Source organism: Chloroherpetonaceae bacterium, from assembly GCA_025056565.1.
Classification (GTDB): domain Bacteria; phylum Bacteroidota; class Chlorobiia; order Chlorobiales; family Thermochlorobacteraceae; genus Thermochlorobacter.
Genome location: JANWWA010000009.1, coordinates 36,316 through 60,316 on the forward strand (window position 1 = coordinate 36,316; position 24,001 = coordinate 60,316).

General features: G+C 49.8%; 20 protein-coding genes and 1 other RNA gene. 10 read left to right on the forward strand and 11 right to left on the reverse strand.

The features are described 5' to 3' along the window. Positions 1 to 3: 3 nt before the first annotated feature. Both NZM05_08130 and NZM05_08135 read right to left on the reverse strand, forming a co-directional pair. Complete coding sequence (locus NZM05_08130; protein ID MCS7013579.1) at positions 4 to 426, reverse strand: DUF309 domain-containing protein; 423 nt, start codon at positions 424 to 426, stop codon at positions 4 to 6. Beyond that, positions 423 to 1,538, reverse strand: a complete 1,116-nt coding sequence (locus tag NZM05_08135; protein ID MCS7013580.1) for a glycerate kinase — start codon at positions 1,536 to 1,538, stop codon at positions 423 to 425. Before NZM05_08135 ends, NZM05_08130 begins: the two co-directional genes overlap by 4 nt. Positions 1,539 to 1,698: 160 nt before the next feature. Between NZM05_08135 and NZM05_08140 the strand changes: the two genes are divergently transcribed. The 3 genes from NZM05_08140 (at position 1,699) to rnpB (ending at position 5,603) form a co-directional block, all read left to right on the forward strand. After that, on the forward strand, positions 1,699 to 3,531 hold the full coding sequence (locus NZM05_08140) for a tetratricopeptide repeat protein (protein ID MCS7013581.1): 1,833 nt from the start codon (positions 1,699 to 1,701) through the stop codon (positions 3,529 to 3,531). Positions 3,532 to 3,534: 3 nt separating this feature from the next. After that, the gene (locus tag NZM05_08145; protein ID MCS7013582.1) at positions 3,535 to 5,115 is read left to right on the forward strand and encodes an NAD(P)/FAD-dependent oxidoreductase; all 1,581 of its coding nucleotides are present in this window, start codon (positions 3,535 to 3,537) and stop codon (positions 5,113 to 5,115) included. A 67-nt stretch (positions 5,116 to 5,182) separates the two neighbouring features. Further along, an RNA gene (gene rnpB / locus NZM05_08150) (RNase P RNA component class A) lies at positions 5,183 to 5,603 on the forward strand. On the opposite strand, the gene NZM05_08155 is transcribed toward rnpB, so the two are convergent. The 3 genes from NZM05_08155 to NZM05_08165 all read right to left on the reverse strand — a co-directional run bounded on the left by NZM05_08155 (position 5,599) and on the right by NZM05_08165 (position 9,031). Continuing rightward, positions 5,599 to 6,891, reverse strand: a complete 1,293-nt coding sequence (locus tag NZM05_08155) for a response regulator (protein ID MCS7013583.1) — start codon at positions 6,889 to 6,891, stop codon at positions 5,599 to 5,601. The genes rnpB and NZM05_08155 overlap by 5 nt on opposite strands. A 24-nt stretch (positions 6,892 to 6,915) precedes the next feature. After that, positions 6,916 to 7,644 (reverse strand): hypothetical protein, encoded by a 729-nt coding sequence (locus NZM05_08160; protein MCS7013584.1) that lies wholly within the window; start codon positions 7,642 to 7,644, stop codon positions 6,916 to 6,918. A 103-nt stretch (positions 7,645 to 7,747) separates the two neighbouring features. Next, the gene (locus NZM05_08165) at positions 7,748 to 9,031 is read right to left on the reverse strand and encodes an S-adenosylmethionine:tRNA ribosyltransferase-isomerase (protein MCS7013585.1); all 1,284 of its coding nucleotides are present in this window, start codon (positions 9,029 to 9,031) and stop codon (positions 7,748 to 7,750) included. Between the two features lie 206 nt (positions 9,032 to 9,237). Between NZM05_08165 and lpdA the strand changes: the two genes are divergently transcribed. Together lpdA and NZM05_08175 are read left to right on the forward strand one after the other, a co-directional pair. Then, positions 9,238 to 10,668, forward strand: a complete 1,431-nt coding sequence (gene lpdA, locus NZM05_08170) for a dihydrolipoyl dehydrogenase (GenBank protein ID MCS7013586.1) — start codon at positions 9,238 to 9,240, stop codon at positions 10,666 to 10,668. Positions 10,669 to 10,712: 44 nt separating this feature from the next. Beyond that, the gene (locus tag NZM05_08175; protein ID MCS7013587.1) at positions 10,713 to 11,285 is read left to right on the forward strand and encodes a hypothetical protein; all 573 of its coding nucleotides are present in this window, start codon (positions 10,713 to 10,715) and stop codon (positions 11,283 to 11,285) included. 7 nt (positions 11,286 to 11,292) lie between these two features. On the opposite strand, the gene NZM05_08180 is transcribed toward NZM05_08175, so the two are convergent. From NZM05_08180 to NZM05_08200, 5 genes are all read right to left on the reverse strand, one after another. Next, entirely contained in the window at positions 11,293 to 12,156 is an 864-nt protein-coding gene (locus NZM05_08180) for a TonB family protein (protein MCS7013588.1), read from the reverse strand. Between the two features lie 72 nt (positions 12,157 to 12,228). Further along, complete coding sequence (locus NZM05_08185) at positions 12,229 to 13,599, reverse strand: DUF1446 domain-containing protein (protein MCS7013589.1); 1,371 nt, start codon at positions 13,597 to 13,599, stop codon at positions 12,229 to 12,231. 34 nt (positions 13,600 to 13,633) lie between these two features. Further along, positions 13,634 to 15,169, reverse strand: coding sequence for an amidohydrolase (locus NZM05_08190; GenBank protein MCS7013590.1), 1,536 nt, complete (start codon positions 15,167 to 15,169; stop codon positions 13,634 to 13,636). 151 nt (positions 15,170 to 15,320) lie between these two features. Beyond that, complete coding sequence (locus NZM05_08195) at positions 15,321 to 15,605, reverse strand: hypothetical protein (protein MCS7013591.1); 285 nt, start codon at positions 15,603 to 15,605, stop codon at positions 15,321 to 15,323. Positions 15,606 to 15,727: 122 nt separating this feature from the next. Beyond that, on the reverse strand, positions 15,728 to 16,528 hold the full coding sequence (locus tag NZM05_08200; protein ID MCS7013592.1) for a tetratricopeptide repeat protein: 801 nt from the start codon (positions 16,526 to 16,528) through the stop codon (positions 15,728 to 15,730). Positions 16,529 to 16,644: 116 nt separating this feature from the next. Between NZM05_08200 and NZM05_08205 the strand changes: the two genes are divergently transcribed. After that, complete coding sequence (locus tag NZM05_08205; GenBank protein MCS7013593.1) at positions 16,645 to 17,988, forward strand: aminotransferase class V-fold PLP-dependent enzyme; 1,344 nt, start codon at positions 16,645 to 16,647, stop codon at positions 17,986 to 17,988. A gap of 2 nt (positions 17,989 to 17,990) precedes the next feature. Here NZM05_08205 and NZM05_08210 read toward each other — a convergent pair whose 3' ends face one another. After that, entirely contained in the window at positions 17,991 to 19,226 is a 1,236-nt protein-coding gene (locus NZM05_08210; protein ID MCS7013594.1) for a hypothetical protein, read from the reverse strand. 179 nt (positions 19,227 to 19,405) lie between these two features. Between NZM05_08210 and NZM05_08215 the strand changes: the two genes are divergently transcribed. From NZM05_08215 to NZM05_08230, 4 genes are all read left to right on the forward strand, one after another. Then, positions 19,406 to 20,332, forward strand: a complete 927-nt coding sequence (locus NZM05_08215; protein ID MCS7013595.1) for a M23 family metallopeptidase — start codon at positions 19,406 to 19,408, stop codon at positions 20,330 to 20,332. Positions 20,333 to 20,421: 89 nt separating this feature from the next. Then, positions 20,422 to 20,649, forward strand: coding sequence for a DUF2795 domain-containing protein (locus NZM05_08220; GenBank protein MCS7013596.1), 228 nt, complete (start codon positions 20,422 to 20,424; stop codon positions 20,647 to 20,649). Between the two features lie 67 nt (positions 20,650 to 20,716). Next, a complete protein-coding gene (locus NZM05_08225; GenBank protein MCS7013597.1) occupies positions 20,717 to 22,924 on the forward strand; it encodes a BamA/TamA family outer membrane protein in 2,208 nt (735 codons plus the stop codon). Between the two features lie 467 nt (positions 22,925 to 23,391). Continuing rightward, a complete protein-coding gene (locus NZM05_08230) occupies positions 23,392 to 23,976 on the forward strand; it encodes a sigma-70 family RNA polymerase sigma factor (protein MCS7013598.1) in 585 nt (194 codons plus the stop codon). The last annotated feature ends 25 nt before the right edge of the window (positions 23,977 to 24,001 follow it).

Here is a 24,001-nt window from a genome sequence, read left to right on the forward strand (position 1 = left end):
GTTTCACTGGGTTTGAGTTGAGACAAACTCAATGCGGCAAACTGGCGAAGGATAAGGCGCATGCTGAGCCGCTTCAATGAATGTTCGTAAAGCCTTGATATCAATGCCTAAAAACACATCAGGCGCCAGAGAGAGTTTAGGATAGGCTTTCTGGAAGTTTCGGGCTGCACAGTCTAAGCGGTTGGTCTGAAGGCAATGCAGAGCAGCAGCCAATTGCACAAGACCACGAAGCACAATTTCGGCATCTTCGGTCATCTCTTGCCAGACATGTTCCCACGATTCATGGGCATCCCAATACGCTTGGCGATTAAACTTGTCAATGCCGTCAAGAAAATGCTGCCGCTGCACATCTGAAAACTGCGGCTCGCGCAGCACCTGAATTTCCTCTGGCAAGCGCTTGCGTGGCGCGGAACGTCTGGTCTTCATTGTGGAAACTGAGCAAGTAATGTTTTTAGCCGTTCAGGCGTCTGGGCTTTGGCAACGCTTAACGCAGGCGGTGCAGCGTCAAAAATGGCAAAGACTTTTTCAATGCCCAAATGCTCTAACTCTGACTGGCTAAGTTCACACTGACCTGCCACGACATAACACGGCTTTTGAAATTTCCGACACAGCGCCACAACACTGCCCACGACTTTGCCTGCAAATGAGGTCTGGTCGAGCTTCCCTTCACCCGTCAGCACGCAATCACTGTCCTGAATTTTGGCTTCCAGTTCAGTCAAAGTGCAAATGATATCGAAGCCCGACTGCAAAGAAACCGTGCGCAGAAAAGGACTAAGAAGCATCATTCCGAAGCCAAGACCGCCCGCAGCGCCAGTGCCAGCAAGATGGCGAAAACGCCGCTGGAGAGCTTGCTCCGTAACAGTTGCAAAGTGCTCAAGGCGCGCCTCGAAAGTGTCCATATCCGCATCAAGCACACCTTTTTGTTTGCCGAATGTGCGAATTGCACCGTGCTCGCCTAAAAGGGGATTGCGCACATCACTTGCGAGCGTAAGAGAAAGCGTAGGCGGCAGTCGAAGTGTAGAAAAATTGACCGATGCAAGCTGTGCAAGGCCCAAATTGCCTAATGGAATCGGGCGCTCGGCAGCATCCAGCAACTCAACGCCTAAGGCTTGCAGTGCACCTGCACCGCCATCACAAGTGGCACTACCGCCCAAGCCTAAAAAAATGTCCGTAGCCTCCGCAGCTGCAGCAAGTATCAGTTCGCCAACCCCAAAGGTCGTAGCAAGGTCGGGTCGCAATGCCCCTTTCACCAGCGGCAAACCAGCTGCAGCGCTCATCTCAAGTGCGGCACGATGTCCTATCAAGACATACTCAGCAGTTATGCGCTCGCCCATAGGGCTGGTTACTGCCGCTTTGCGTGTTACCGCATTCGGAAGCGCTTTGAACACTTCAACGAAACCCTCTCCGCCATCCGCCAGAGGCTGAATGATGCAGCGAGAACGTGCCCACAGGGGCAAAGCCTCCTGAACCCAGTGCGCAATTTCAGCTGACGAAAATGTGCCCTTAAAGCTGTCGAATGCAAGCAGAATGTGCTGCATAGCTCAGTATTCTAATTCTATGCTCTATGCTGTGCAGGTGGTGTGATTCCAATTTTTCACAGCGACGAACTTTTGCGTTGCTGACTTGAAAATTTTTAGGCACAAAAAGCGTTCTCTTAGCGTTACGGCTTACTTTTTCAACGACATAAGATAGTGCCGAATGCGGAGTACGATATTTCTGGTGCTATGGCTCTTACTCCCAGTGTCGCTGCTTTCTCAGCAGAGCGATGTGCAGCTTGCAGAAGCGCTCTATCAAGCAGGCAACTACGAAAAGGCGGCTGAACTCTATGAAAAGCTCTATCAGCGCGACCCAAGCTCACTGTTCTATGTAGAGCGACTGCGAGAATGTTGGAGTGAGCTGCGCAACTATGACAAACTCATTCCACTTCTGCAAAGGGAGATTCTGCGCTCACAAGTTGTGTCATACACACTGTCTCTGAAAGTTCATCTGGCGCAGTGCTACTACGAGCGCCGAGAAGTGGATAAAGCAGCCAAAGTGTTGCAGTCTTTAGGTGAGGGGTTGCAGTCGCAGAGCGATTATGCGATGGCAATTCAAGAATTGCGACGCGCACGCTTCTTTGAGCCAATGCTGATGTGGATTCAGCGTGCCAGAGAGCGATTTAGAAACCAGATGCTCTTTGCTGAGGAAGCAGGTGATGCACAGCTTTTTCTGAGCAACTATCGTGCAGCGACGGAAGAGTATATCAAAATTTTGGAAGACGACTTCCCAAACTTTGGCAAAGTGCAGTCGCAAATTCTAAGCTATGCCAATCGTTCCAGTCCTGCTGTCTTGCGTGAGGTGCTGTCAACGCTGGAAGGGATGCGAAGTAAGTTCCCAGAGTCATCGCTGCCACGGCAACTGCTCTCACAATTGCTCATGCAGCTGTACATTGAGGCGGATAACTACGACGGTGCCTTTGCAGAGGCGCTGTATCGTGACCGTATCACTGCGGCACGGGGCGGGCAACTTCTGAGCTTTGCCAATCAAATGCTGCAAAAGCGCCAGCTTGCAGCAGCGCGCAAAGGCTTTCAAGCGATTCTATCCACCAATGCAGATGCGCCCTTCGTGCAGCGCGCCAAAATCGGTTTGGCAACCGTCCTCGAAAAAGAAGCAGAAACGCTGACAGGCACAGAACGCCAAGCTAAGCTCGAGCAAGCCGTGGCGCTCTATCAAGAGTATGAGCAAACCTACCGAATGTCACAAAACCTACCTGAGGTCTATCTTGCGCAAGCGAACTTAGAGTTTAGGCTGCTGGAAAATCCAGCGGCAGCTGAGCGCACAGCCAAAAAACTCTTGGAGCGCTTCTATGAATCACAACCTGCACGTGCCGCTGAACTGCTCTTGGCGAAAATTCGCTTGGCACAGGATAAGTTCGAAGGGCTTCAAGAGATGCTAAAAAAACTCGCAAGTAGCCCACATGCTAATGCTGAAGTGCAAGCCGAAGCCAGTTACTACCTTGCGCTGGTGCAATTTCTTGAGAGCGATTTTGATGCAGCCCTGCAAACACTCAGCCACATTGACATTGCGCGCGATGCGGCAAATGAAGCCATTGAGCTGCGCCTGATGCTAATCGAAGCACTGAGCGATACTGCCAAGAATCCGCAGGCAATACAGGCTCTAAAAGAATACAGCATAGCGAAACGAGCAGCCGTTGCACGAAAGTATGATGAAGCATCATCGCGCTTTGCGGAGTGGCTAAGTAAGTATCCAACTTCGTCGCTCGCCGATAATGCTCTCTATGAACGCACTGTGCTGCTGGAGCGCACCTCATTGGCTGCAGCAGCGGAAAGCTATGAGCAATTTTTGCAAGTGTATCCAAAAAGTTTTTATGCCGATAAGGTGCTTTTCCGACTGGGTGAACTCTATGAAGAGCCACTCAAATCACCTGCAAAAGCGCTGGTATGCTATGAGCGACTGCTGCGCGAATATCCAAGAAGTTTTTACTTGCGGCAAGCACGAGAGCGTCTTCGCAAACTAAAATCCAGTAGTTAAGCAATGGTGCGAGAAGTGATTGTAATTGGTGCAGGTTTTGGAGGATTGAGTGCGGCATGTCTTCTGGCAAAGCACGGCTTGCGCCCGCTGCTGGTGGAAGCAGCAGCAGTGCCCGGTGGTTGTGCGTCCTCTTACCTCATCAAACGAGGTGGAAAGAAATTCCTCTTCGAAGCAGGCGCTACAACAATCGTCGGATTAGACCCGCACCAGCCTCTTAGGCACTTAGCCGATGCGCTGGAGGTCCAGTTTCCAGTTGTGGAAATTAACCCGGCCATGATGGTGCACATAGGCAGTAAAAAAGTGGTGCGCTACAAAGATAGACGCCGCTGGGTCGAGGAGTGCTACCAGAAATTTTTCGCAGGCACATCATGCACATTTGAGCAAGTGAGAGCGTTCTGGACACTTATCTTTGAGCTAAGTGATTTTGTATGGTTGGTCGCAGAACGAAATCGTGCCTTTCCGCCAAGAACCTTGCAAGATGTGTGGGAACTCTACCAGCAAAATCCACTGAGCGACTTTCCAAAACTGCGCTACCTGTTTCAGACAACACTGAGCACCATTCAACACTACGGCTTAGACAAAAGCCCTAACTTTGTGCGTTTCTGCAACGAGCAGCTAATGATTACAGCCCAAGCGACCGCAGACAAAGTGGCACTACTCTATGCAGCGCCGTGCTTGGCTTATACCAATAGCTCCAACTACTACGCATATGGCGGAATGCTCGCAATGGCAGAAACCCTCGTGGAAAAATACAAGCAAATGGGAGGCGAAATTCTCTATCGAACACGCATCACACGGCTCGAGCAAGATAAGCACCGAAACTATGTGCTCTGGACAGACAAAGGAGAGCGATTCATGGCAAAAACGATTGTGAGCAATGCAACAATTTGGGATATGGCAGACCTTGCACAAGGGCGATTAAAACCCTTCTTTGAGCGGCTGACACGAAAGTTTGCGTTTGGTTGGGGTGCAGTGACAATGAGCATTGCTGTGGAGAACACTTTACCCGATGATCTAGCGCTGCATCACCAGATTATTTTAGATGAATCTATTCCACATTGCAAATCCAATTCTTTCTTTGTCTCGCTGTCCATGCCAGATGATGTCAAGCGACAGCCAGAAGGCACGCGACTGCTGGCAATTTCGACGCACACCCAGCCTGAGATATGGCTATCACCAGAGTGCTACGCAGAAAAGAAAGCGGATGTGGAGACCTTTCTTTTGGAAAAGTTAGAGCAACATTTGCCGGGCTTTCAGCGAGAGAAAATCCTCTTTAAAACTGTCTCAACACCGAAGTCGTGGCAAGAATGGGTCTATCGCAAGCAAGGGCGAGTAGGTGGGATTCCAAACACACTCGAGAAAAGCATCTTTGAGCTACAAGGTGCCGAGACGGATTTTGAAGGGCTATACCTTGTGGGCGATACGGTGTATCCTGGGCAAGGAATTGCAGGGGTAACGCTATCGGGACAAAATGCGGTGCATCGGATTTTGCAGCGCATGCCGGCGCCAGTTAGGCAGACCTCATACCTTGGCGCCTTAAAAGAAGGAGCCTTGTCTAGCGAAAGCTTACCAGTTGCGCGTTAATAGCGGCAGTGCAAGGGTAGGGAAGGGTGTGCAACGCAAGTGGGAAGCAGTTCGTATATTTGCGCCGAAGTCGCGCTGTGGTCGTCGCGGCATTGTGCCAGTGGCACAGTGCTGAGGAAAGTCCGAACATCACATGGCAGGATGCCGAACAAGGCTCTCCTTGCGAGGGCACAAGTTCGGGCGAGCGGGAGCAATCCCGTCTCGACAGAGAGTGCAACAGAAAGCATACCGCCTCAGCCACTTGGCTGCGGTAAGGGTGAAAAGGTGGTGTAAGAGACCACCAGTTACTCCAGCAATGGGGTAAGCTATGCAAACCTCTCCGATGCAAGACTATGTAGGGAAGCTTTTTCAGCCCTGCGGCTGAAAAGAGGGTAGCCAGCTCAATCTGCCTTCTGGGCAGGAGCTTCCGGGTGAGTCGCTGAGAGAAATGACGACCTTCCTGACTGCTGTCGGGAAAACAGAATTCGGCTTACGGGCGCGACTTCATTTTTTTTTGTGCGCCTCTCCATTCTGCAAAAGTCGCGCAATGCGTGGCGGTTCTGGCACGCCCAGCTCTTCCAAGTAAGTGGCTCGGCACATTTCCAAAAGTCGAGCAGCCTTCGCTGCATAGCCCTGACTCAAATAAGCCTGAATTTGAATTTCATAACCTGCTTCATGCAGCGTATCAGCCTTCACGATTTTCTGACCATAGTGCAATGCTTCTTCCCAGCGATGCGCACGGAGTGCATCTCGCCCTAATGTGATGAGTGCAGAGAGATACATCTCATGCAACCGCTCACGTTCATCTTGCACAACAGAGAGCACCACATCATCTTTGAGAAAGTCGTCGGTGTAAAGCTCAACTGCAGCTCGGAGAGGCTCGAGGGAGTTTGCACGACGGCTTTCCGCCACAAGTGTCTCAAAGCGTTCTACATCGTAGGCGTAATCAGTGTCTGACTCGCCTAAGCAAAGTTCATAGCCGCCGCTATGACAAAGCACAAAGCGGGATTGCTTGGCTGAGGTCAATTCAGGCTCGAACATTCTTCTAATGTGAGAAATAGCCGTATAGAGTCCAATCTCTGCGCTCTCACGACGCGTCTCTGACCATAGCCATTCGTAGAACTCTTCAGTTCGAACCAGCTTGCGGTGATGGATAAGCAAAATCTTGAACACATCGCGGGCTTTGTGCGACGGCCAATCGCGCTGCAAAATCACCTGTGAGCGCAAGCGTAGCCACAAGTTCCCAAAGGCTTTCACTTCTATGGCTTTGTGGCTACTGGCTACTTTAATGCTCTGAGCAAGTGGCCACTGCTGTTTCTTTTTGCGGCGTGCCTCTGCTTGCGCAATTGATGAAAGGAGCTGCTCAACCTGCAAAGGTTTCGGCAGGAAATCTGACACGCCCGCCCGCATGGCATCAATAACAAGGTTCATATCGCCATGCCCCGTGATAAAAAGCACCTCAGCAGTGCTATCCAGCATCTGCAGGCGGCGCAAAACCTCGAAGCCATCTATGTCTGGCAGGCGCACATCGAGAAGAACAATATCAGGCTTTTCCTGCTCAAAGATGAGCACGCCCTGTGCGCCATCTTTTGCCGTGAAAACAGTGTAGCCAGCAAGTGTGAGAGCACGTGTCAGACTTTCGCGAATGCGGCGGTCATCATCAACTACCAAAATCTTTACAACCCCCTGCTTGTCAGATGCCGTTTTTACATAAGATAGCTTTTGCGTCGGCTCTGCGTGAGTGGTATGTGCAGCAGTTTGGCGCAGTGCAGGTTTCTTCTTCGCAACTCGCCTCATATCTCATACTTTAAGCTGTACAGCTCAACGCACGTGTGGAAAAATCAGTTCTATAGCATTCCCCATACCGTCAGCATTGAGGTATTGATAAACCCGTCGCTCCCCACCAATTTTCTCGAGGAGACTATCAACCAAAAAGAAACTGTACAGGATACTCTCAGTGGCAACCTGCACTGTGGCGAAGGGGAAGCCAACCTGTTGCCGATGCGTCCAAGAAAAGTTGTAGCCTGTGTCTTTTACAGTAAGCAAGAGATGCGCTGGCTCTGCAGTCGCAGTGATAGAAATTTGCTTCTGAAAGAGCTTATCAGGAAAGAGCCGCTGGCGCGCATCAATCGCTTTGCGGGCGTTGAGCAAAAGGTTCAGGAAAATGTATTCAAGCTCTATGGCATCAATTGGAACAGCAGGCAATGTGGGTGGGATATTGACCATAAGCTCAATAGAGCGTGCACGCAATTGCTCGCCTATCAGTCCTAAGACGCTAACAAAGCTCTTTTGCAAGTGTGCCGTAAGGGTCTTTTCGCGCTCGTAGGCAAAAGCACGTAGGTGCTCCGTGATTTTCTGAAATCGCTGCACATCGCTCTCAATATCTTCACCAATCTGAGCGAGCATTTCAGCCGGTATTTCAGCGTGTTTTTCGGAGAGCATCTTTAGGTAGCCCGCATCAATGCTCATTGAGGTTAAGGGTTGATTAAGCTCGTGCAAGACACTTCCTGTCATCTCGCCCAGTAGCACACGTTTTGCAACTTCGACCAATTGCCAATCGCTTTGATGGAGGAACGCAACCATGGGTGTAACTTTTTTAAGGGTTTGGGTAAAACTCACAAAACTGTCTTCCTTTCTGTTTCAGGAGCACCTTCTATATGCGCCAAAGCAGCGATGAATCGCCGTAACTTAGGAAACGATAGCCGTTTTGCAAAGCCGCCTCATAGACTTTTCGCCAGAGAGGGTCGCCTAAGAAGGCAGCAACCAGCAAGAGAAGTGTGCTGCGTGGTTGATGGAAGTTGGTAATAAGTCCGTCACAGATTTTGTAGGAGTAGCTCGGCACAATCATCAGCTCAGTGGTGCCAGTAGCGACCTCTAATTTGTGTTTTTCCATCCAGTCTAAGATAGCAGAAAGGGCGGCTGCTGAGCTTGGCAAAGGCTCACTACTGGGGTGGTATGGCTCCCACTGCGCAACCGATATGGATTCGGAGCAAAGCGTAGGAATGTCATGCTGCAGTAGCCTGAAGCCAAACCAGTAAAGTGATTCCAGCGTGCGGAGCGAGGTTGTGCCAATAGCAACAACACGCTTGTTTTGCAGAAGACCGTCGTGCAAAGCCACAAGTGTTTGCCGTGAGATACTAATGTGCTCAGAATGCATATCGTGCTGGCGCACATCGCTTTCTTTGACAGGCTTGAACGTGCCGATACCCACATGAAGTGTAACGTCGTGCACAGCAATACCCTTTTGGTGAAGGCGGTCGAAAAGGGCAGGCGTAAAGTGCAGTCCAGCTGTAGGCGCAGCTACAGAGCCTTCATACTTGGCGTAGACCGTCTGATAGCGCGTTCGATCCAATTCGTTAGGCTCTCGCTTTAAGTATGGGGGGAGTGGCGATTTACCGATGGCTTCCAGAACTTCCAGAAAGCATAGCTCAGCAGGTTGCCACTCGAATTCAACGATGGTTTCTATGCCTTTTTCAAGCACCAGTGCTTTCAGCAAAAGTGGCTTTTCGTGATACACGGTACCTGTGCTAAGTGAAGTGCCAACTCGCACATTGCGACCATCAATCAAGCACTTCCACTGGGATTTTTCGCGCGCCAGCAGTGCAACCTGCAGGTCAGGGCTGGGTGAGACCGGCTCTACGCACAGCAGCTCAACTTTGCCGCCACTTTGTTTCTGCAGGTGCAGCCGTGCGGCAATCACTTTTGAATTGTTACGAATCAGCAAAGTGTTCTCAGGTAGAAGCTCGGGGAGTTGCCAAAAATGGTGATGTGAAATCTGTCCTGTCGGGGCATGCGCAACAAGTAGCTTGCTCTGGTCACGTTCTGGCAAGGGCGCCTGAGCAATGCGCGATTCGGGTAGAGTATAGGTGTAGTCTTCAATGGAAATTTCTGGAACTGCTGGACGAGCTAAATGTTTCTTCATGTCCGCCGAAGGCATTTTAGAGTGCTGGTTTTGGGAAAAGTTACTCTGCTGGCTTATCTGAAACGAATGTTTTGCGCAGCAAGAAGCCTGCCTTTACTTACCCCGATGAACTCTCTCAAAAGCCGTATATTTGCACAAATCAACGCAAAGTAACTTGAAGCAAAATAAGTTCCGCTCCACGGTTGTTCAACTTCTCTTAAACAAAAACTAATAGATTCAAAATGTCGAAGCAAGCCATCAACAAGCCCCCGCATAACTACGATTTTGATGTAACCATCATTGGCTCAGGTCCAGGAGGCTATGAAACGGCAATTCGTGCCTCGCAACTGGGCTATAAGACTTGCATTATTGAAAAAGAGCCAACGCTGGGGGGCGTTTGTCTCAATTGGGGCTGCATTCCCACTAAGTCGCTCCTAAAAAATGCGGAGCTGATTCAAACATTGAAGCACGCTAACACTTTCGGCATTCGGCTCGAGGGGATGACGATTGACTTTGCACAAATCATCAAGCGCAGCCGTGATGTGGCGGCTCAGATGGCAAAAGGTGTCGATTACCTAATGAAAAAAAATAAAATCACGGTCAAAAAGGGCTTCGGCAAGCTGCTTTCGGCACACGAGATTGAAATCAAGGCTGATGATGGAGCGGTGGAAAAGGTAAGCTCCCTGTATATCATCATTGCGACCGGAGCTAAGCCGCGTTCACTGCCCAGCGTGCCTATTGACCGTCAGCGCATTATTACCAGCTACGAAGCAATGGTCTTACCTGAACGCCCTAATAAGCTCACCATCATCGGAGCAGGGGCAATTGGCGTTGAATTTGCCTATTTCTATAACGCAGTTGGCACAGAAGTGACGCTCATTGAGGCAATGCCGCAAATTCTGCCCAACGAAGATGAAGAAATCTCAACGCTGCTGGCACGTGAGTTCAAAAAACAAGGCATCACGATAATGACAAATGCGAAAGTAGAATCAGCGTCCGTGGAAGGTGATAAGGTTAAGACAATTGTGGTAGACGCAAACAGCAATCGCAAAGAACTCATCTCAGATTACTGCCTCGTGGCAATTGGACTGACTGGCAACATTGAGAATATTGGTCTGGAGACAGTGGGCGTGCAGACCGAGCGCGGCTTTATCAAGGTCGATGAGTTTGGGCGCACTAACGTTGAAAGCATCTATGCAATCGGTGACGTAGCAGGCGGTATGCTGCTGGCACACAAAGCCTCCGCTGAAGGGATTCGCTGCATTGAGAAAATTGCAGGACTGGATGTCCAACCACTTGACCCAATGGAAATCCCAGCTTGCACATACTGCCAGCCGTCCGTTGCGCACATCGGCTTAACCGAAAAGCAGGCCAAAGAAAAAGGCTACGAGGTCAAAATCGGGCGCTTTCCATTCAAGGCCTCTGGCAAAGCCACCGCAGCAGGACACACTGAAGGAATGGTCAAGCTCATCTTCGACGCCAAGTATGGCGACCTACTGGGAGCACATATCATTGGCTACGAAGCAACAGAAATGATTGCAACGCTGGGCATAGCGCGCAAGCTGGAAGCTACAGCAGACTGGATTCATCATACAGTTCATGCACACCCGACTTTCTCGGAAGCGATTAAAGAAGCAGCAGCAGATGCAGAGGGCGAAGCAATTAACATTTAGTTCAAACAAGTTTCTTATTTTCGCTGCAAACAAAGGAGGTGCTTATGGGCATTGCCTCACTAGTACTTGGCATCATTGCGTTTCTCATCTCTTGGATACCGTGCGTCAATTGGTTTGCGCTTCTCCCTGCTGCGGTAGGTCTCATCTTGGGCATTGTGGAAGCGGTGCAGCAAAATAATGCGAAAGCAAAAGGCGACGCAAATGCCTCACCAACATTAGGCTATATCGGCACAGGTCTTAATGCAGTGTCTATTATACTCATCATTGTCATCACGGTGCTCTTAGGTAGAGGCTTAGAGCAGGCTGCAAAAGAAGCAGGATATAGCGGAGCAAAGGAAATGTTCGAAGAAATCAAAAAAGGTATTGACACAGTTCGGACAGCCCTCGAGCCTGAAAAAGTAACGAAGGCGAACTACGACCGTATTCAGCCAGGTATGACTGTGTCCGAAGTAGAGACAATTCTGGGCAAAACCACCCTCTCCGAAGATTTGGCTAAATCTGGCGCTCAAGACAAAATACCGGTGATCTTGACGTGGAAACTTGATGGTTTTCGGTTTGCAACCGTGACCTTCGAAAACGGTAAGGTAAAAGAAAAAAGCCAGATTGGGCTAGAGTAGGTTTGGTCTATTTCAGCTCAAACTTAACGGGAATGACCAGCGCGCTGGGCACAGGTTTGCCATGCATCATTGCGGGCTTGTAGGAGACCTCCTCTGTGAGTGTGCGAAAAACCTCTTCATTGAAGGCTTCAAATGCCGTTTTGAGTAACTGAATCTTGACAACATTTCCTTCTTTGTCAAGGTAAACCTTTGCGACGACTTGTCCCTGAATGCGCTGGCGACGCGCAATTTCAGGGTATTTCAAGTTTTTGTAGACTGCGGCAATGCCGCCAACCACTTCTGCAGGCGACATAGAAGCCTCCAGTGCAGCGATGTCTGCATCAGAGAGCAACTGTGAAGCAGAAGCAACTGCTTGCTCGATAGCTTTTTCATCTTCCGACTTAGCAGCAGGTTCAGCGGGTTTGGCTGCCTCAGGCTTTGCTATTGGCTTTAGCTCAGCACGCTTCGGCTCGCTGGCTCGAGCTTCAGCAAACTTTGGTTCAACTGGCTTAGCTTCTGCAACTCTGCTTTCAGCTGGCTTAGTGGTTTCTTTCTTCGGAACGGCGGCAGCAACGGCTTTTTCGTCAGCACCGATGCGAATGTCTAAGCGATTGGTCGTGCCGGCGACAATGCTAACTTGCCCCTTCCAATTCGGTAAGCCTTTTTTACTGGTCTTAACGCTGTATTCGCCAGGTGGAATGTTAAGAAAAACATAGTAGCCCTGCGCATTTGAGAATGCAGCTTCTGTGGCAGCAGCACCTGAGACAGCAACCAGCACGGCTGGTAAGGGTGTACCATCTTCAGTGGTTACGCGGCCGATAAGCTTACTTTGCGAAAACGACATGGAAGCAAAAAGAAGTATAGACCACAGAGTCAGCTGAGTCCGCTTCATTGTGCCAATCAAGATTTTAAGTTGGGCTACAAACCTGAGGCCCGAAGCTAACAAACTGCTGTTAAATTTTCGTTAAAGCTCCTCCACAATCACTTTCGGGGAGACCTGCTCTTTGCGAATGAGAGATGGAAAATACGCTACAACTTCTGATGGCTTAGGGCGACCGCCCGCAAAGCCCGTTACGCTGGGCGGCCCAGTCAGAATAAGGGGAGCAATTTCGTAGCCGAAGCGCTCCACTGCTTTTTTATCGTGGCTACGCACGCCGATGCGCATTTGCACTTCATTGACGTGCTCGAGCGACTCCAAGTGTTGATGACACGCATTGGCGCCGATGAATTCCGTATGAATGTCATCAAACGAAAGACCTAAATTCCGAAGCCGTGCCCGCAAAATCTCATCAGCGCGCTGAGCCTTCTTGAGCGCATCTGGGAAAGAGTAAGTGAGACTGCCAAATGCAACCCAGCCATCTGAATATGAAATCGAAACTTTATAAAATGGTGTCGCAGGCTTGCCTTTAACACCAAAGACTTTCACGCGGTCTTTGCCCGCATCTTCAAGCTGAATGGTGGTAAAGTCGGCAATGCAGTCAGGGGTGATGTATTCGGCAGGGTTACCAATTTCGTAGCAGAGCTGTTCCTTGATAACAGCTTGATTGATAAGCCCACCTGTGCCCTCGTGCTTCATAATGATGCAAGTGCCATCGGCATGCATTTCGGCAATAGGGAAGCCGATGTTTTCAAGGTTAGGCACGCTTTCCCAGTCGCCTAAAAAATTGCCGCCGCTGGCTTGTCCGCCGCATTCCAAAATATGCCCCGCAACGGTGCCTGCGGCGAGCAAATCCCAGTCATCAGGTTTCCAGCCAAATTCATAAATCATTGGCGCAAGCGTAAGCCCTGTATCCGTGCAGCGACCTGTTACGACAATCTGCGCACCGTCGCACAGGGCTTGAGCAATCGGGCGGGCACCAAAATACACATTAGCACTAAGCACACGGTCTCGCACCGCTGAAAGGGGTTCACCTGTCTCCATATTTCTCAGCTCTTCGCCAGAGGCAATCAGTGCATCCAGTCGCTCCAAGATATCATCACCAACCACCACACCTACCTTCAAGCCCTTGATGCCTAATTTCTTGGCTACTTCGAAAATTCTATCGCGGCACGCTAAGGGATTCACGCCGCCAGCATTGGAAATGACCTTGATGTTTTTTTCTAACAAGTCAGGCAAAATGTGCGCTAAGACTTCTGGAAAATCGCGTGCATAACCCAATGAAGGGTCTTTCTGACGCTGCTTCTGCAAAATGCTCATTGTAACCTCTGCAAGGTAGTCGAGCATGAGGTAGTCAATAGCAGTGTCGCCTTTGGAGAGTTTGACTTGATTAATTGGCGCTTGTTGCCAGTCGCCCCAGAAGCCTTGCCCTGATGCGATGCGAATGTAGGTTTTCACGGCGTATTGCGTTTTGTAAAGTGTAGTTGAAAAGTTACAAAATTGAGTGCACAATCTCACCGCCTAAGATGGTGGCTAAGACTTGAACACTGGGCAAACGCTCAGCGGGAATGCGAAAGATGTTTTCGGAAAGCACAATAAGGTCGGCTTGATAGCCTTGCTCAATGAGACCGCGCCGAGCATCAATAATGCGACGTGACGAGAGCGTATAGGCTTCAAGAGCCTGAGGCAACGAAAGACGCTCTTCGGCATACCAAGTGCGTCCAGTGGCATCTTGCCGTGCTACAGCATAGAACAAGCCTTCAAGCACGTTTGGCGATTCAACAGGGGCATCGCTGCCAAAAAGCAAAGTGGTGCCTGCTGAAAGGAGAGAGCGAAAACGATAGAGCCGCTCAGCACGTGCGCCTAACAAGCGCATTGCAGGCTCAATGTCGCTGCGAATGTGGATTGGCTGCATTGAAGCTATAACGCCTAATCTGGCAAAGCGTGGAAGGTCGCTAGTATGCACCGTTTGCGCATGCTCAATTCGGTGTGCAAGTTGGAAAGATAGACTGCTTGAGTTGGCTAAACGCTCAAAGGCATTCAGCGCACGGCGCACGGCTTTGTCGCCAATTGCATGCACCGAGATAGCAAGATGTTCACGCTCAATGAGCCTGAAAAGGGCAACAAGGTCAGCATCAGCATAAAAATCCATTCCTGTTGAGCGACTGTTCTCAAATGGCTCAAGCATAGAGCAAGTCTCCGAGCCTAATGAGCCATCAAGGAAGAGCTTAACGGCTTCCAGCTCCGTGTTATGGTGTGGTGTAGTGGCGTAAAATTTCTTTGCGGCATCCAGCGACTCGAGATAAATACCAATGCGCACGCGCAGTTTGAGCTGGCTGCCCAGTGCTTGGTAGTCAGATAGAGCGTCTGCATTTTCCATTGAAAGAGTTTCTGTAATGCCGAGCTTGAAAAAAGCTGCTTGTGCGCGCAAGATGGCAGCTTGTCTTTCGGCTGGCAAGGTTTTTACCAGTGCCATTGCAGCTTTCGCAGCGCGCTCAAAAGCGACACTAGTGAAAGTGCCATCTTCTGCACGTGGCAATTCTTCAGCAGAAAAATCTGTGGCATTTAGTTGAGCCAGAACAGGGGTATTGCACCAAGCCGAATGCCAGTCAGCACTGCGTAGCGCAATGAAGTGCTCAGTAGAAATGTCGTCTAATTCTTTGGGAGTTGGAAATGTGCCGAAGGCTTGTTTTGTCCAACCGCCCCCAACAATCCAGCTGCCTTTGGGCATCTCGGCCACGTGTTGGCGAATGCAGCAAAGAGCATCAGAATGCGAAAGCCCTGAGAGGTCAAGCTGCAAAAGTCGCAAGCCGTATTCAGAAAAGTGCGTATGGCTATCGCAAAACGATGGGAGCAAAAGGTGTCCTCTGGCATCAAGGCGCTGCTCTACCTTTCTCACCTTTGGCTCGCCATCAGTAAATAGCTGCGCAATCAGCCCATCACGAATAAGCAAGGCGCGGTAGGGCAAAGCGTAGCCAGAGCAGTTAGCTATCACTGCATTTGTGATAAGTAAGGACGGACTTGGCATCTTTCGAAAGAGTTTACAACGGATAGGTTGCTTCAAAGTGAGCTACTGGACCTGCCCGGACACCCTTGAGGCAGTCAGAGCAACATGCAATTTAGGCGAGAAGTTGAAGCAAAAGTGCTACTCGGAGCAGAGAGCAATACGCCACCAGAGGCTAGTTAAGCTCATAGCGCCGAATCACGAAATTGTGGCGCTGAAAAATAATTTGGTTACTCAAAGATTCGTGTGAAGTGTCAAAGCAGGCGTTTGCGTTGCTCTCACTTGCGAAGCAAGAAGAGCTACTGAGTCGCGTGCTAAGATAGAAAAATCCGACGGTAACAAGTGGAAAAATGCTAACCAGAAAAAGCGGAATCGTCAGCGCCAGCAAGATGCCAGCAGGGATAGCAAATAACAAAATTAGCAAAATCGCAGCAATAAGAATGAACAGGCGCTTCAACATTCGTTCTGAGCAAAAGTTTATCGGTCTCTGAAAATGTGAGCTGGGAACTTCGACTACTGCCAGAACTGCTAACAAAGAAAACCGATGCGAATTGCAAAAAGTTCAAAGCGGTTGAAAATACGTTACTTTTTTTCGGTGCTATCTTGACGCTTGGGCATCTCAATGAAGATATACTCAATGAGCGATTGGGCAAGAGGGCTTTTTAAGCGCTCGAGTTTTTCGTGCTGCTTAAATGCAGCGGCACGCTGGCGAGATAGCACAAATGTAACCCCAATAGCATAGATAGCCGATTCATTGTTGGGGTCTTTCTCCAAGATGCGTTCATATGTGCGCACTGCTTCATCGTAGCGCTTGGCTTTGCGATAGGCGTCGCCCAGAAATTGGTAATTCTCCAGCTGCTCAGGAAGCAGCAAGGTAAGGCGCTCAAACGCAAAGATAGCATCTGCAGTCGTGCTATCGGATTTCATCGCAATGTTGCCAAGTGTTTGGTAGTAACGGACAGAGTCTTTGACAGGGTGCAGCCCTTTCAGCACGCCAACTGCTTCAGTATGTGCACCAGTTTGGCTTAGCAAAACTGCAAGATTGAAGCCCAGCTCCGGCAATGAAGGCTGAAGGCGCATTGCGGTTCGCAGCGCTTGCACGGCTTCCGAATACCTTTCCATTTCGCTATAGGTCAGCCCTAAGCTGTAATGAGCCTCTGCAAAGTTGGGATTGAGGCGAATAGCATGTTGAAAGGCATCAACCGCTTCACCATACGCTTCAGCATTGGCTAAGGCTACGCCCAAGTTGTAATGAGCAATAGGGTTCTTTGGGTTTTTGCGAACAGCTTTGCGAGCTGCATCAAGGTCGGACTGTGCCCACGCTGATGAAGCCAGTGCAACAGCGACGCACAGAGATACAATACACCGATAAAAAGTGCTCATGTGCCGACTTTGAAATGTGTTAAACAAAGGCTAACATCTTGACGAAGTTTAAGGCAGCATGGTTTCAATGCTGCACAGGTAGAAAATCTGGTTTTCAACTGACGCCGAACAAAGTTATGCCTTCACGCCGAAAGTTTCTTCACGATACCTTGTTAGCTGGCACAGGACTGGCACTGCTTCAGCAGGAGGCGCTTGCAAAACTTGCCAAAGCAGTTGCAGCACTTCCTACGAACCGCTCACCAGAGCAAGTCGCCACCGATGAAGATTTTTGGACGACCGTTCAGCAAGCCTTTGCGGTGGATAGAAGCCTGATTAACCTGAACAATGGGGGAGTCTCGCCAGCACCACGAGTTGTAATGGACGCACTCAAACAGTATTTGGATTACTCAAATCTGGCGCCAGCCTACACAATGTGGCGACACTTAGAGCCTCGCATTGAGACTGTGCGTGAGGGTTTAGCGGAAATGTTTGGCTGCTCACCCGAAGAGGTTGCAATTACGCGTAACGCCAGTGAATCGCTGCAGACCTTGCAATTCGGGTTGGAGCTTCGCCGCGGCGATGAGGTGATTACGACTGTGCAAGACTACCCACGAATGATTACTACATGGCAGCAGCGTGTGCGCCGCGATGGCATTGTATTAAAGAAAGTGCGCTACCCTGTGCCACTAATAAATCCAAAGGATTTTGTGCGAGCGATTGAGGAGGCGATTACGCCCAAGACGCGCGTGATTCATGTCTCGCACATCGTGGTCTATACAGGGCAGATTTTACCAGTGGCGGAAATCTGTCAAATTGGCAAAGCACGTGGCATTGAAGTCATCGTCGACGGAGCACATTCCTTTGCGCACTTGCCCTTCAAGCACGCAGATTTAGGGTGTGACTATTTCGGTGCAAGCCTGCATAAGTGGCTATATGCGCCGATTGGCACAGGATTGCTCTACGTGCGCAAGGAAAAAATCAAGAATGTCTGGTCGCTGTTTGCAGCACCAGAATCCATGCAAAACGATATTCGCAAATTCGAAGAAATTGGCACTCACCCAGCAGCCAATCACAATGCGATTGCGGAAGCACTTGGCTTCAACGAAAACTTGGGGATTGCCCGCAAGGCAGCGCGTCTGAGATACTTGCAGCGACTTTGGATTGAACGCTTGCGAAAATTTGAGAATGTTAGGTTTCGTATCAATATCGATGACGAAAGTCAGTGGTGCGGTCTGGTTAATGTCCACATTGAAGGCACAGACCCGAGCAAGGTGCAAAGCTATCTTTTTGAAAAGCATCGCATCTACACTGTTGCGATTTTGCCTCTGCCCGATAGCCCGCCGATTAAAACACCTTTCTCCGACGACTTTACAGGCATTCGCATCACGCCAAATGTCTATACACGCCCATCGGAGATAGAGCGGTTTGCTGATGCGATGGAGAAAATCGCCAAAGGTGTTGTCAAGGAGGTCAAGGCATAAGGTCAGGCGCGCAGCTCACTGGATTCCTTTGCTGCGAGCAATTTTGCCAGTCCAAGATACATCCACGCATTTGACCAGCGCATATAAGGGATACGGTTGGTGAAGTATCGGTGTTTTTGATAGGCAAATGTGCCATCGGAGCGCTGCAAGTGCCTGCAAGTCCAGTTGGCGACGCCAAGTGCTTTTTCCCACTTGCCGAAGCGGATAAGCGTCAAAATAGACTGTGCAGCGGCAGTTGCATCAATCGGGTAGAGCTGCTGGTCGTAATACTTTGGTATGATGCCATCAGGTGCTTCTACAAAAAAATGTGACTCGTAGAACTGGAGCCCTTTTTGCAAAGCAGGCAAGAAAGCTTGCTCACCTGTGTGGCGAATCACCTCATCGAGGCAGTCGAGCACGTAGCCTGTGTGAAAGTTATCTGCCCAGATGCGCGCATCACCTTGCGAATAAGCCCAGCGACCGCTGGGAGCTTGGCATAAGAGCACAAATGCAGTGGTTTTCTTTGCAGCTTGAAGAAGGGTAAGCTCTTTGGTAACAGAATAGACTTGCGCCAGCAGGCGCGCCCCTTTCATCGTAGCGTTTAGAACAACTTGTCGGTCAAAGGGCGAGTATGAAAAGCAAAAGGTATCGCCGAACTCCGTACGCTGCAGGTCGTTTAGCACAAACAAGGTGGCACTGCGGCAAAGCTCAAATGCAGCTCGGTTGCCCGTGGCTTGGTAGTATTCAAAGAGTGCATTAGTAATGAAGCCTGTGGCTACAACAGTCGGCGTATAGGCAGGAATGCGACCGTAACGTGCTTCCCAGTCAAAGTCGTAACCCCAGCAGGCGCCGCTGTAGCCTTTTGACTGCAGACGCACCAACTCTTGGAGGCAAAATTCAGCTCGAGATGCATAAAATCCCCGTTGCTCAGGGAGTGCGGTAAGCAAGGTGGTATAGGCTTGCAAGCAAAGACCCAGCGTAACAGGATTATAACCCTTCGGAATGAAAAGAAGCGGGCGCAGATTGATGGGCAAACGCTTCAAGGTTTGCTGAGCAGCCCAGCGAATCCATTTTTGTCGCCTTAGGAAAGGCAGCTTGAAAAAGGGGGAGGTCAAGGCATCGTAGGGGTCGTAGCCACGATACGCTGCCTGATGAATGTGCTGCTCCAGCCGCCGCAGAGACTCTGACAAGCGGCTAAGCATTGCTGCCGTAGAGTTCTTTGCCGTAGGCTGCTGTGCCAGCTGACTTGGAGTGCTCATTAACTGACCTTTTGAAAGTAAAAACCGTTTGCTATATTCGCACAGTTTTTTGAAAATCGGTTGGGGGCTACTTTCTACTTCGTGCTGCGAAAGACAGTTGACACATCGGGTGCACGCGTTGCGATGACACAATCATAACATTTTCGCGCTTGTCTAAAAAACCAACCTGCAGAGAAGCGATGCCAAAGAACAAGTACTTCTACTACTCGGAAGAAGAGTGCCGCTTTGTAGAGGTCAAACGAAGTTATGCGGCGCTGCTAGGGCAGGCGCTGGTGGTGCTGAGCCTTGCCGTGTTGCTGACCGTCGGTTTTATGCACTTTTACGGGCATCAAATTGTGCGAGACACGCAGTATCGGCAGTTGGAAGCAGAAGTGGTGCAGCTCACGGCAAAACTGAATCGTGCAATGGCAACGCTTGAAAAACTGGCAGAAAGCGACAACTCTCTGCGCCGAGTAGTAAACCTACCGCTCATCAGCGTAGAAGAAAAGGCGCTGGGCGTGGGAGGCACGCGTGCTAAAATTGATGAGAATAACACAGCGGCAACCTTGATTGCTGTGTCAAGTCAGATGATTGACCGTTTGGCGCGCCAAGTGGAGTTGCAAAGTGAAAGCTATGCAGAAATTTTGCAGAAGTATGAGGAAAACAAGCGATTCTTTGCCTGCTTACCTGCCATCAAGCCAATTGATGGCACCCGCACTAGTCCTTTTGGGATGCGTTTTCACCCCATTTACCGCATTATGAAGTTCCATTCTGGTCAAGACTTCCATGCACCAATTGGCACGCCTGTCTATGCCACAGGCGATGGCGTGGTAGAAAGTGCGCAGTATAACGATGGCTATGGCAACTGCATTATTATTGACCACGGTTTTGGCTTGAAGACGCTTTATGCGCATCTTTCAAAATGCTTAGTAAAGCCCGGTCAAGCGGTTCGACGTGGGGAGAACATTGGGCTTTCAGGCAACACAGGGGTTTCAGACAGCCCACATCTGCACTACGAAGTCATTAAAGACGGGGTCAAAGTCAATCCACTTGCGTATATGCTTGATGAGATTTCACCGAGTGAATTTCTGGCTGCTGCAGATTCGAGCGCTGCAGCAAACCATTGAACGATTTAGCCCTGAGTTGTATTTTATTCTCCGAGTTTCAGCCCAAAGTATAGTTCTCAGCTAAACCCTTAAAATCTTTGTAGTGAATTATGTATTGGAATCTTGAACTTGCACGATACTTAGTTGATGCACCGTGGCCAGCAACCAAAGAGGAGCTGATTGACTACGCTAATCGCATCGGTGCTCCGCAAGAGGTGATTGATAACCTCAATGAGCTCGATGGCGAAGAACCCTATGAAAGCATTGAGGAAATCTGGCCCGATTTCCCGACCAATGAAGACTTCTACTACAACGATGACGACTCAGACAACTACTAATCCATAACTAAGAACGTTGCTGGCGTTTGTAGCTTTTCTACGAAAGCGTGGAAAAGGAGCACTGGCGATGGAGCTTGTGCTCCTTTTTTTGTTCGTGTGGTGGCATCGTCCGCAGGTGCTCTGGGCACAAGCAGCAGCGTCACCGCCACTGCGTCCCTACATTGACCGCGTGATTATTACAGGCAACACAGCCCTGAAGGAAAAGGAATTGATTGCCGAAATGCGGACGCGGGAGAATACCATCTATTTCTCCTTTTTTCGCCCTTGGGTAGGGCTGTATCAGTTCGGGAAAATTTTCCCGGATTCCTCGAGCCTGCGCAATTTTTTTCAACTCACGCTAGGCGAAGCGCCAGCTGAATTCGATTCACTGGTTTTTCAAGATGATTTGGCACGCCTAAAAGAACTCTATGCAGCAAACGGCTACCTCTCTGCGTTGGTTGAACCCAAGCTTACTTATCTGGACAATGGCGCCTCTGTTCGCATTGAGCTTCAGATTACCGAAGGAGAGCCAACGCGGATTCAATCTCTCAAGTATGTGGGGTTGGATGAGTTGGACGTCGCAACACAGCAAGAACTTAAGCAGGAATCCGTGCTGCAACTGGGAGCGGTCTATAACATTCGCGATATGTTGCGTGAGCGGTTGCGCATTGTGGCATTTCTGCAAGACCGTGGCTACGCCTTCATTTCTACCGACAGCATTCGCGCCGAAGTGCGACTGTCATCTGGCAATCGCCATGCAGATATCACTTTTTTCGTTCGCCTGCCTGAGAGGCTCTACTTTGGAGAAATCACGGCAGTAGTGCACAATCCTGTAAAGCCCGATACAGCCAGCGACCTTAGGCGCACGGTGTCAGACGGTATTCAAGTTGATGTCTACAGCGAGCAATACATTGAGCCGTATCTAATTCGCCGCTCCGTCGCATACCGACCGATGCAGCTATCCAGTCTTTCAGCCAAGCGTGAGACCATTCGGCAGCTGGGTTTGCTTGGCATCTTCGAGAGCGTCAGCATTCGTGATGACTCCGTGCGAGAGGGACGGCTTTACACCACCATTGATCTCCAGCTTTTGCCACGGCACCAGATTAAGCCCGAGTTACGCATTGATAACCGCAACAATGCACCGAACTTTTCGCCAGCGCTTAGCTACTTGAACCGAAATTTGTTTGGTGGTGCTGAATCTTTCACATTAGCGGTCTCAGGAGGCTTGCAGCCAAACTTGGGCGCGCGCACTCAGATTTTTGCAGGTGAGGAAATTGCCTTAGACCCTATCGTCTATAACTTCGACACGCGCATCGAGTACAGCGTGCCATATTTTTTTAGCCCACGCAACCGCTTAGTGGCCCTGCTGCAATATAGCAACCTGCAAGATGCACCGCGCCGCCAGCAATCGGTATTGTTTCGCTTCCGCAGCCAAATTTTCCCAAACGATTTCCAGCAAATTACCTTAGACTTTCTGGAAATAGAGTTCGTCGATATTCGACTGCCTAATTTAACCGAAGCGCAGCTCGAGGACTTGTTCAATCGTGGGGTGCCACGCACCTTTCCAAGAAATATCTCCAACCGAATTGATTTTTTCTTTTCCAACCTGCCTGAAGTGCGCCGCACCATAGATGCCAGATTCAACACGACCTTTGAAATCTCAGGGGCACTGCCGTATCTCTTTGGCGCAGGATTCGGTGAAGGCGAAGCCCAGATTTTGGGCTTGCGATACAATCAGTTTATGCGAATAAGCGTGCTGAGTAGCATTGGAATCCCTATCACTGGCAACAGCCAACTGGCATTCAAGGTGTTTGCGGGTTATCTGTTTCCATATGCCAAAAGCACTAGCACACCACTTGAACGCCGCTTTTATGCAGGCGGCCCAAACAGTCTACGTGGCTGGGGATTCAACTTGCTCGGGCCGGGCAATAACCCTGCAGACTCGGCGCTCGCTGTCTCTCGATTAGGCTCGGACATCAAACTCGAGTTTAGCCTCGAGCAGCGCTGGTCACTTTTCAGAACATTTGGCTATTCGTCAGGTATTGTGATATTCCTCGATGCAGGCAATATCTGGGCACGTCAGGGTGAAAATGCGTTGTCACTCTCCACTTTTCTCGAACAGGTAGCTCTTAACACAGGACTGGGATTGCGCTTTGGCACGCCAATTGGGCCACTCCGACTGGACTTTGCATATCGCATCTATGACCCATCACTGCCCCCTGCTGCACGCTGGCAAATTCAAAAGTGGCAATTAGGTAGTTTTCAGTTCAACTTTGGCATCGGTGAGGCGTTTTAGCCTATTTGCTGACGCAGAGTTTGCTGACGCAGAGTAAATGTTTCAGCTTGGTTGTAACTCTCCTCGAAACTTCATAGCTTACAGTTGCGAAAAAGTATTTCTATCCCCAGCTAAATCTGTCGCAATGAGTATGCTTGTGGCGTAACGAGGAAAGACAAAATATGCTTATTCTGGCACTCAAATCGGACGGCAAAAACATGCCGAAGTCTAAGTCATCAAAAAGCAAGACAGCCACAAAACGGACGAAAGGTCAGTCGGCATCGTCTGTGACCACAGCCCAGGCAGAGAAAAAAACAGGGACGCTGCCTGCTGAAGAAACAGGGCGGCAAGAGCAGTTTTCAGCAACGGCTTTGCTGACCCAAGAAGAACTTGCAGAGTTTGAGCGCATAGAAGCCTTCGCAGATGAGGAGCTAACGCTACCTAACACGGACGCACCGAAAGAACCAGTTAAGCTCACAAAGGCTGAAATTGAAAAGCAGCGCGACTTTCAGAGAGAAGCAATGGTGCATATTGACTCGCTCTACAACTTTGCGCTGAGAATGACAGGCGATCCTGAAGACGCTAATGACCTTGTGCAAGAGACTTATATGAAAGCGTATCGCTTTTTTGATTCGTTTGAGAAAGGAACGAACTGCAAAGCATGGCTGTTTCGTATTCTTAAGAACAGCTACATCAATAAGTATCGCAAAGAGTCCAAAGAGCCTGACAAGGTGGATTATGACGAGATTAAAGAGTTTTACCACACGGTCAAAGATAGCTCTTTGGATTCAAATGATATGCAAGAGAAGCTGTTTGGTAAGCTGCTCGATGATGAAGTGGCTCGTGCTCTGGATAGCCTGCCAGAAGATTTCAAAGAAGTGGTGCAGCTATGCGACATTGAGGGCTTCACTTACGAAGAGATTGCCAATATGGTCGATTGCCCAATCGGTACAGTCCGCTCAAGACTGCATCGAGGACGAAAGATTCTCCGAGAAAAATTATTGGAATACGCTAGGCAACATGGCTACAAGGTTAGCCCCGACGACCGCTCTGACGACTGGCCTGATGATTGACGGGTGCAAGACCTTCCAGCATAGT

Bases quoted from the DNA above. Each gene is read 5' to 3' on its own strand.
- NZM05_08130 (MCS7013579.1), bottom strand. From the start codon at position 426: ATGAAGACCAGACGTTCCGCGCCACGCAAGCGCTTGCCAGAGGAAATT.
- NZM05_08135 (MCS7013580.1), bottom strand. From the start codon at position 1,538: ATGCAGCACATTCTGCTTGCATTCGACAGCTTTAAGGGCACATTTTCG.
- NZM05_08140 (MCS7013581.1), top strand. From the start codon at position 1,699: ATGCGGAGTACGATATTTCTGGTGCTATGGCTCTTACTCCCAGTGTCG.
- NZM05_08145 (MCS7013582.1), top strand. From the start codon at position 3,535: ATGGTGCGAGAAGTGATTGTAATTGGTGCAGGTTTTGGAGGATTGAGT.
- NZM05_08155 (MCS7013583.1), bottom strand. From the start codon at position 6,891: ATGAGGCGAGTTGCGAAGAAGAAACCTGCACTGCGCCAAACTGCTGCA.
- NZM05_08165 (MCS7013585.1), bottom strand. From the start codon at position 9,031: ATGCCTTCGGCGGACATGAAGAAACATTTAGCTCGTCCAGCAGTTCCA.
- lpdA (MCS7013586.1), top strand. From the start codon at position 9,238: ATGTCGAAGCAAGCCATCAACAAGCCCCCGCATAACTACGATTTTGAT.
- NZM05_08175 (MCS7013587.1), top strand. From the start codon at position 10,713: ATGGGCATTGCCTCACTAGTACTTGGCATCATTGCGTTTCTCATCTCT.
- NZM05_08180 (MCS7013588.1), bottom strand. From the start codon at position 12,156: ATGAAGCGGACTCAGCTGACTCTGTGGTCTATACTTCTTTTTGCTTCC.
- NZM05_08190 (MCS7013590.1), bottom strand. From the start codon at position 15,169: ATGCCAAGTCCGTCCTTACTTATCACAAATGCAGTGATAGCTAACTGC.
- NZM05_08195 (MCS7013591.1), bottom strand. From the start codon at position 15,605: ATGTTGAAGCGCCTGTTCATTCTTATTGCTGCGATTTTGCTAATTTTG.
- NZM05_08200 (MCS7013592.1), bottom strand. From the start codon at position 16,528: ATGAGCACTTTTTATCGGTGTATTGTATCTCTGTGCGTCGCTGTTGCA.
- NZM05_08205 (MCS7013593.1), top strand. From the start codon at position 16,645: ATGCCTTCACGCCGAAAGTTTCTTCACGATACCTTGTTAGCTGGCACA.
- NZM05_08210 (MCS7013594.1), bottom strand. From the start codon at position 19,226: ATGAGCACTCCAAGTCAGCTGGCACAGCAGCCTACGGCAAAGAACTCT.
- NZM05_08215 (MCS7013595.1), top strand. From the start codon at position 19,406: ATGCCAAAGAACAAGTACTTCTACTACTCGGAAGAAGAGTGCCGCTTT.
- NZM05_08220 (MCS7013596.1), top strand. From the start codon at position 20,422: ATGTATTGGAATCTTGAACTTGCACGATACTTAGTTGATGCACCGTGG.
- NZM05_08225 (MCS7013597.1), top strand. From the start codon at position 20,717: ATGGAGCTTGTGCTCCTTTTTTTGTTCGTGTGGTGGCATCGTCCGCAG.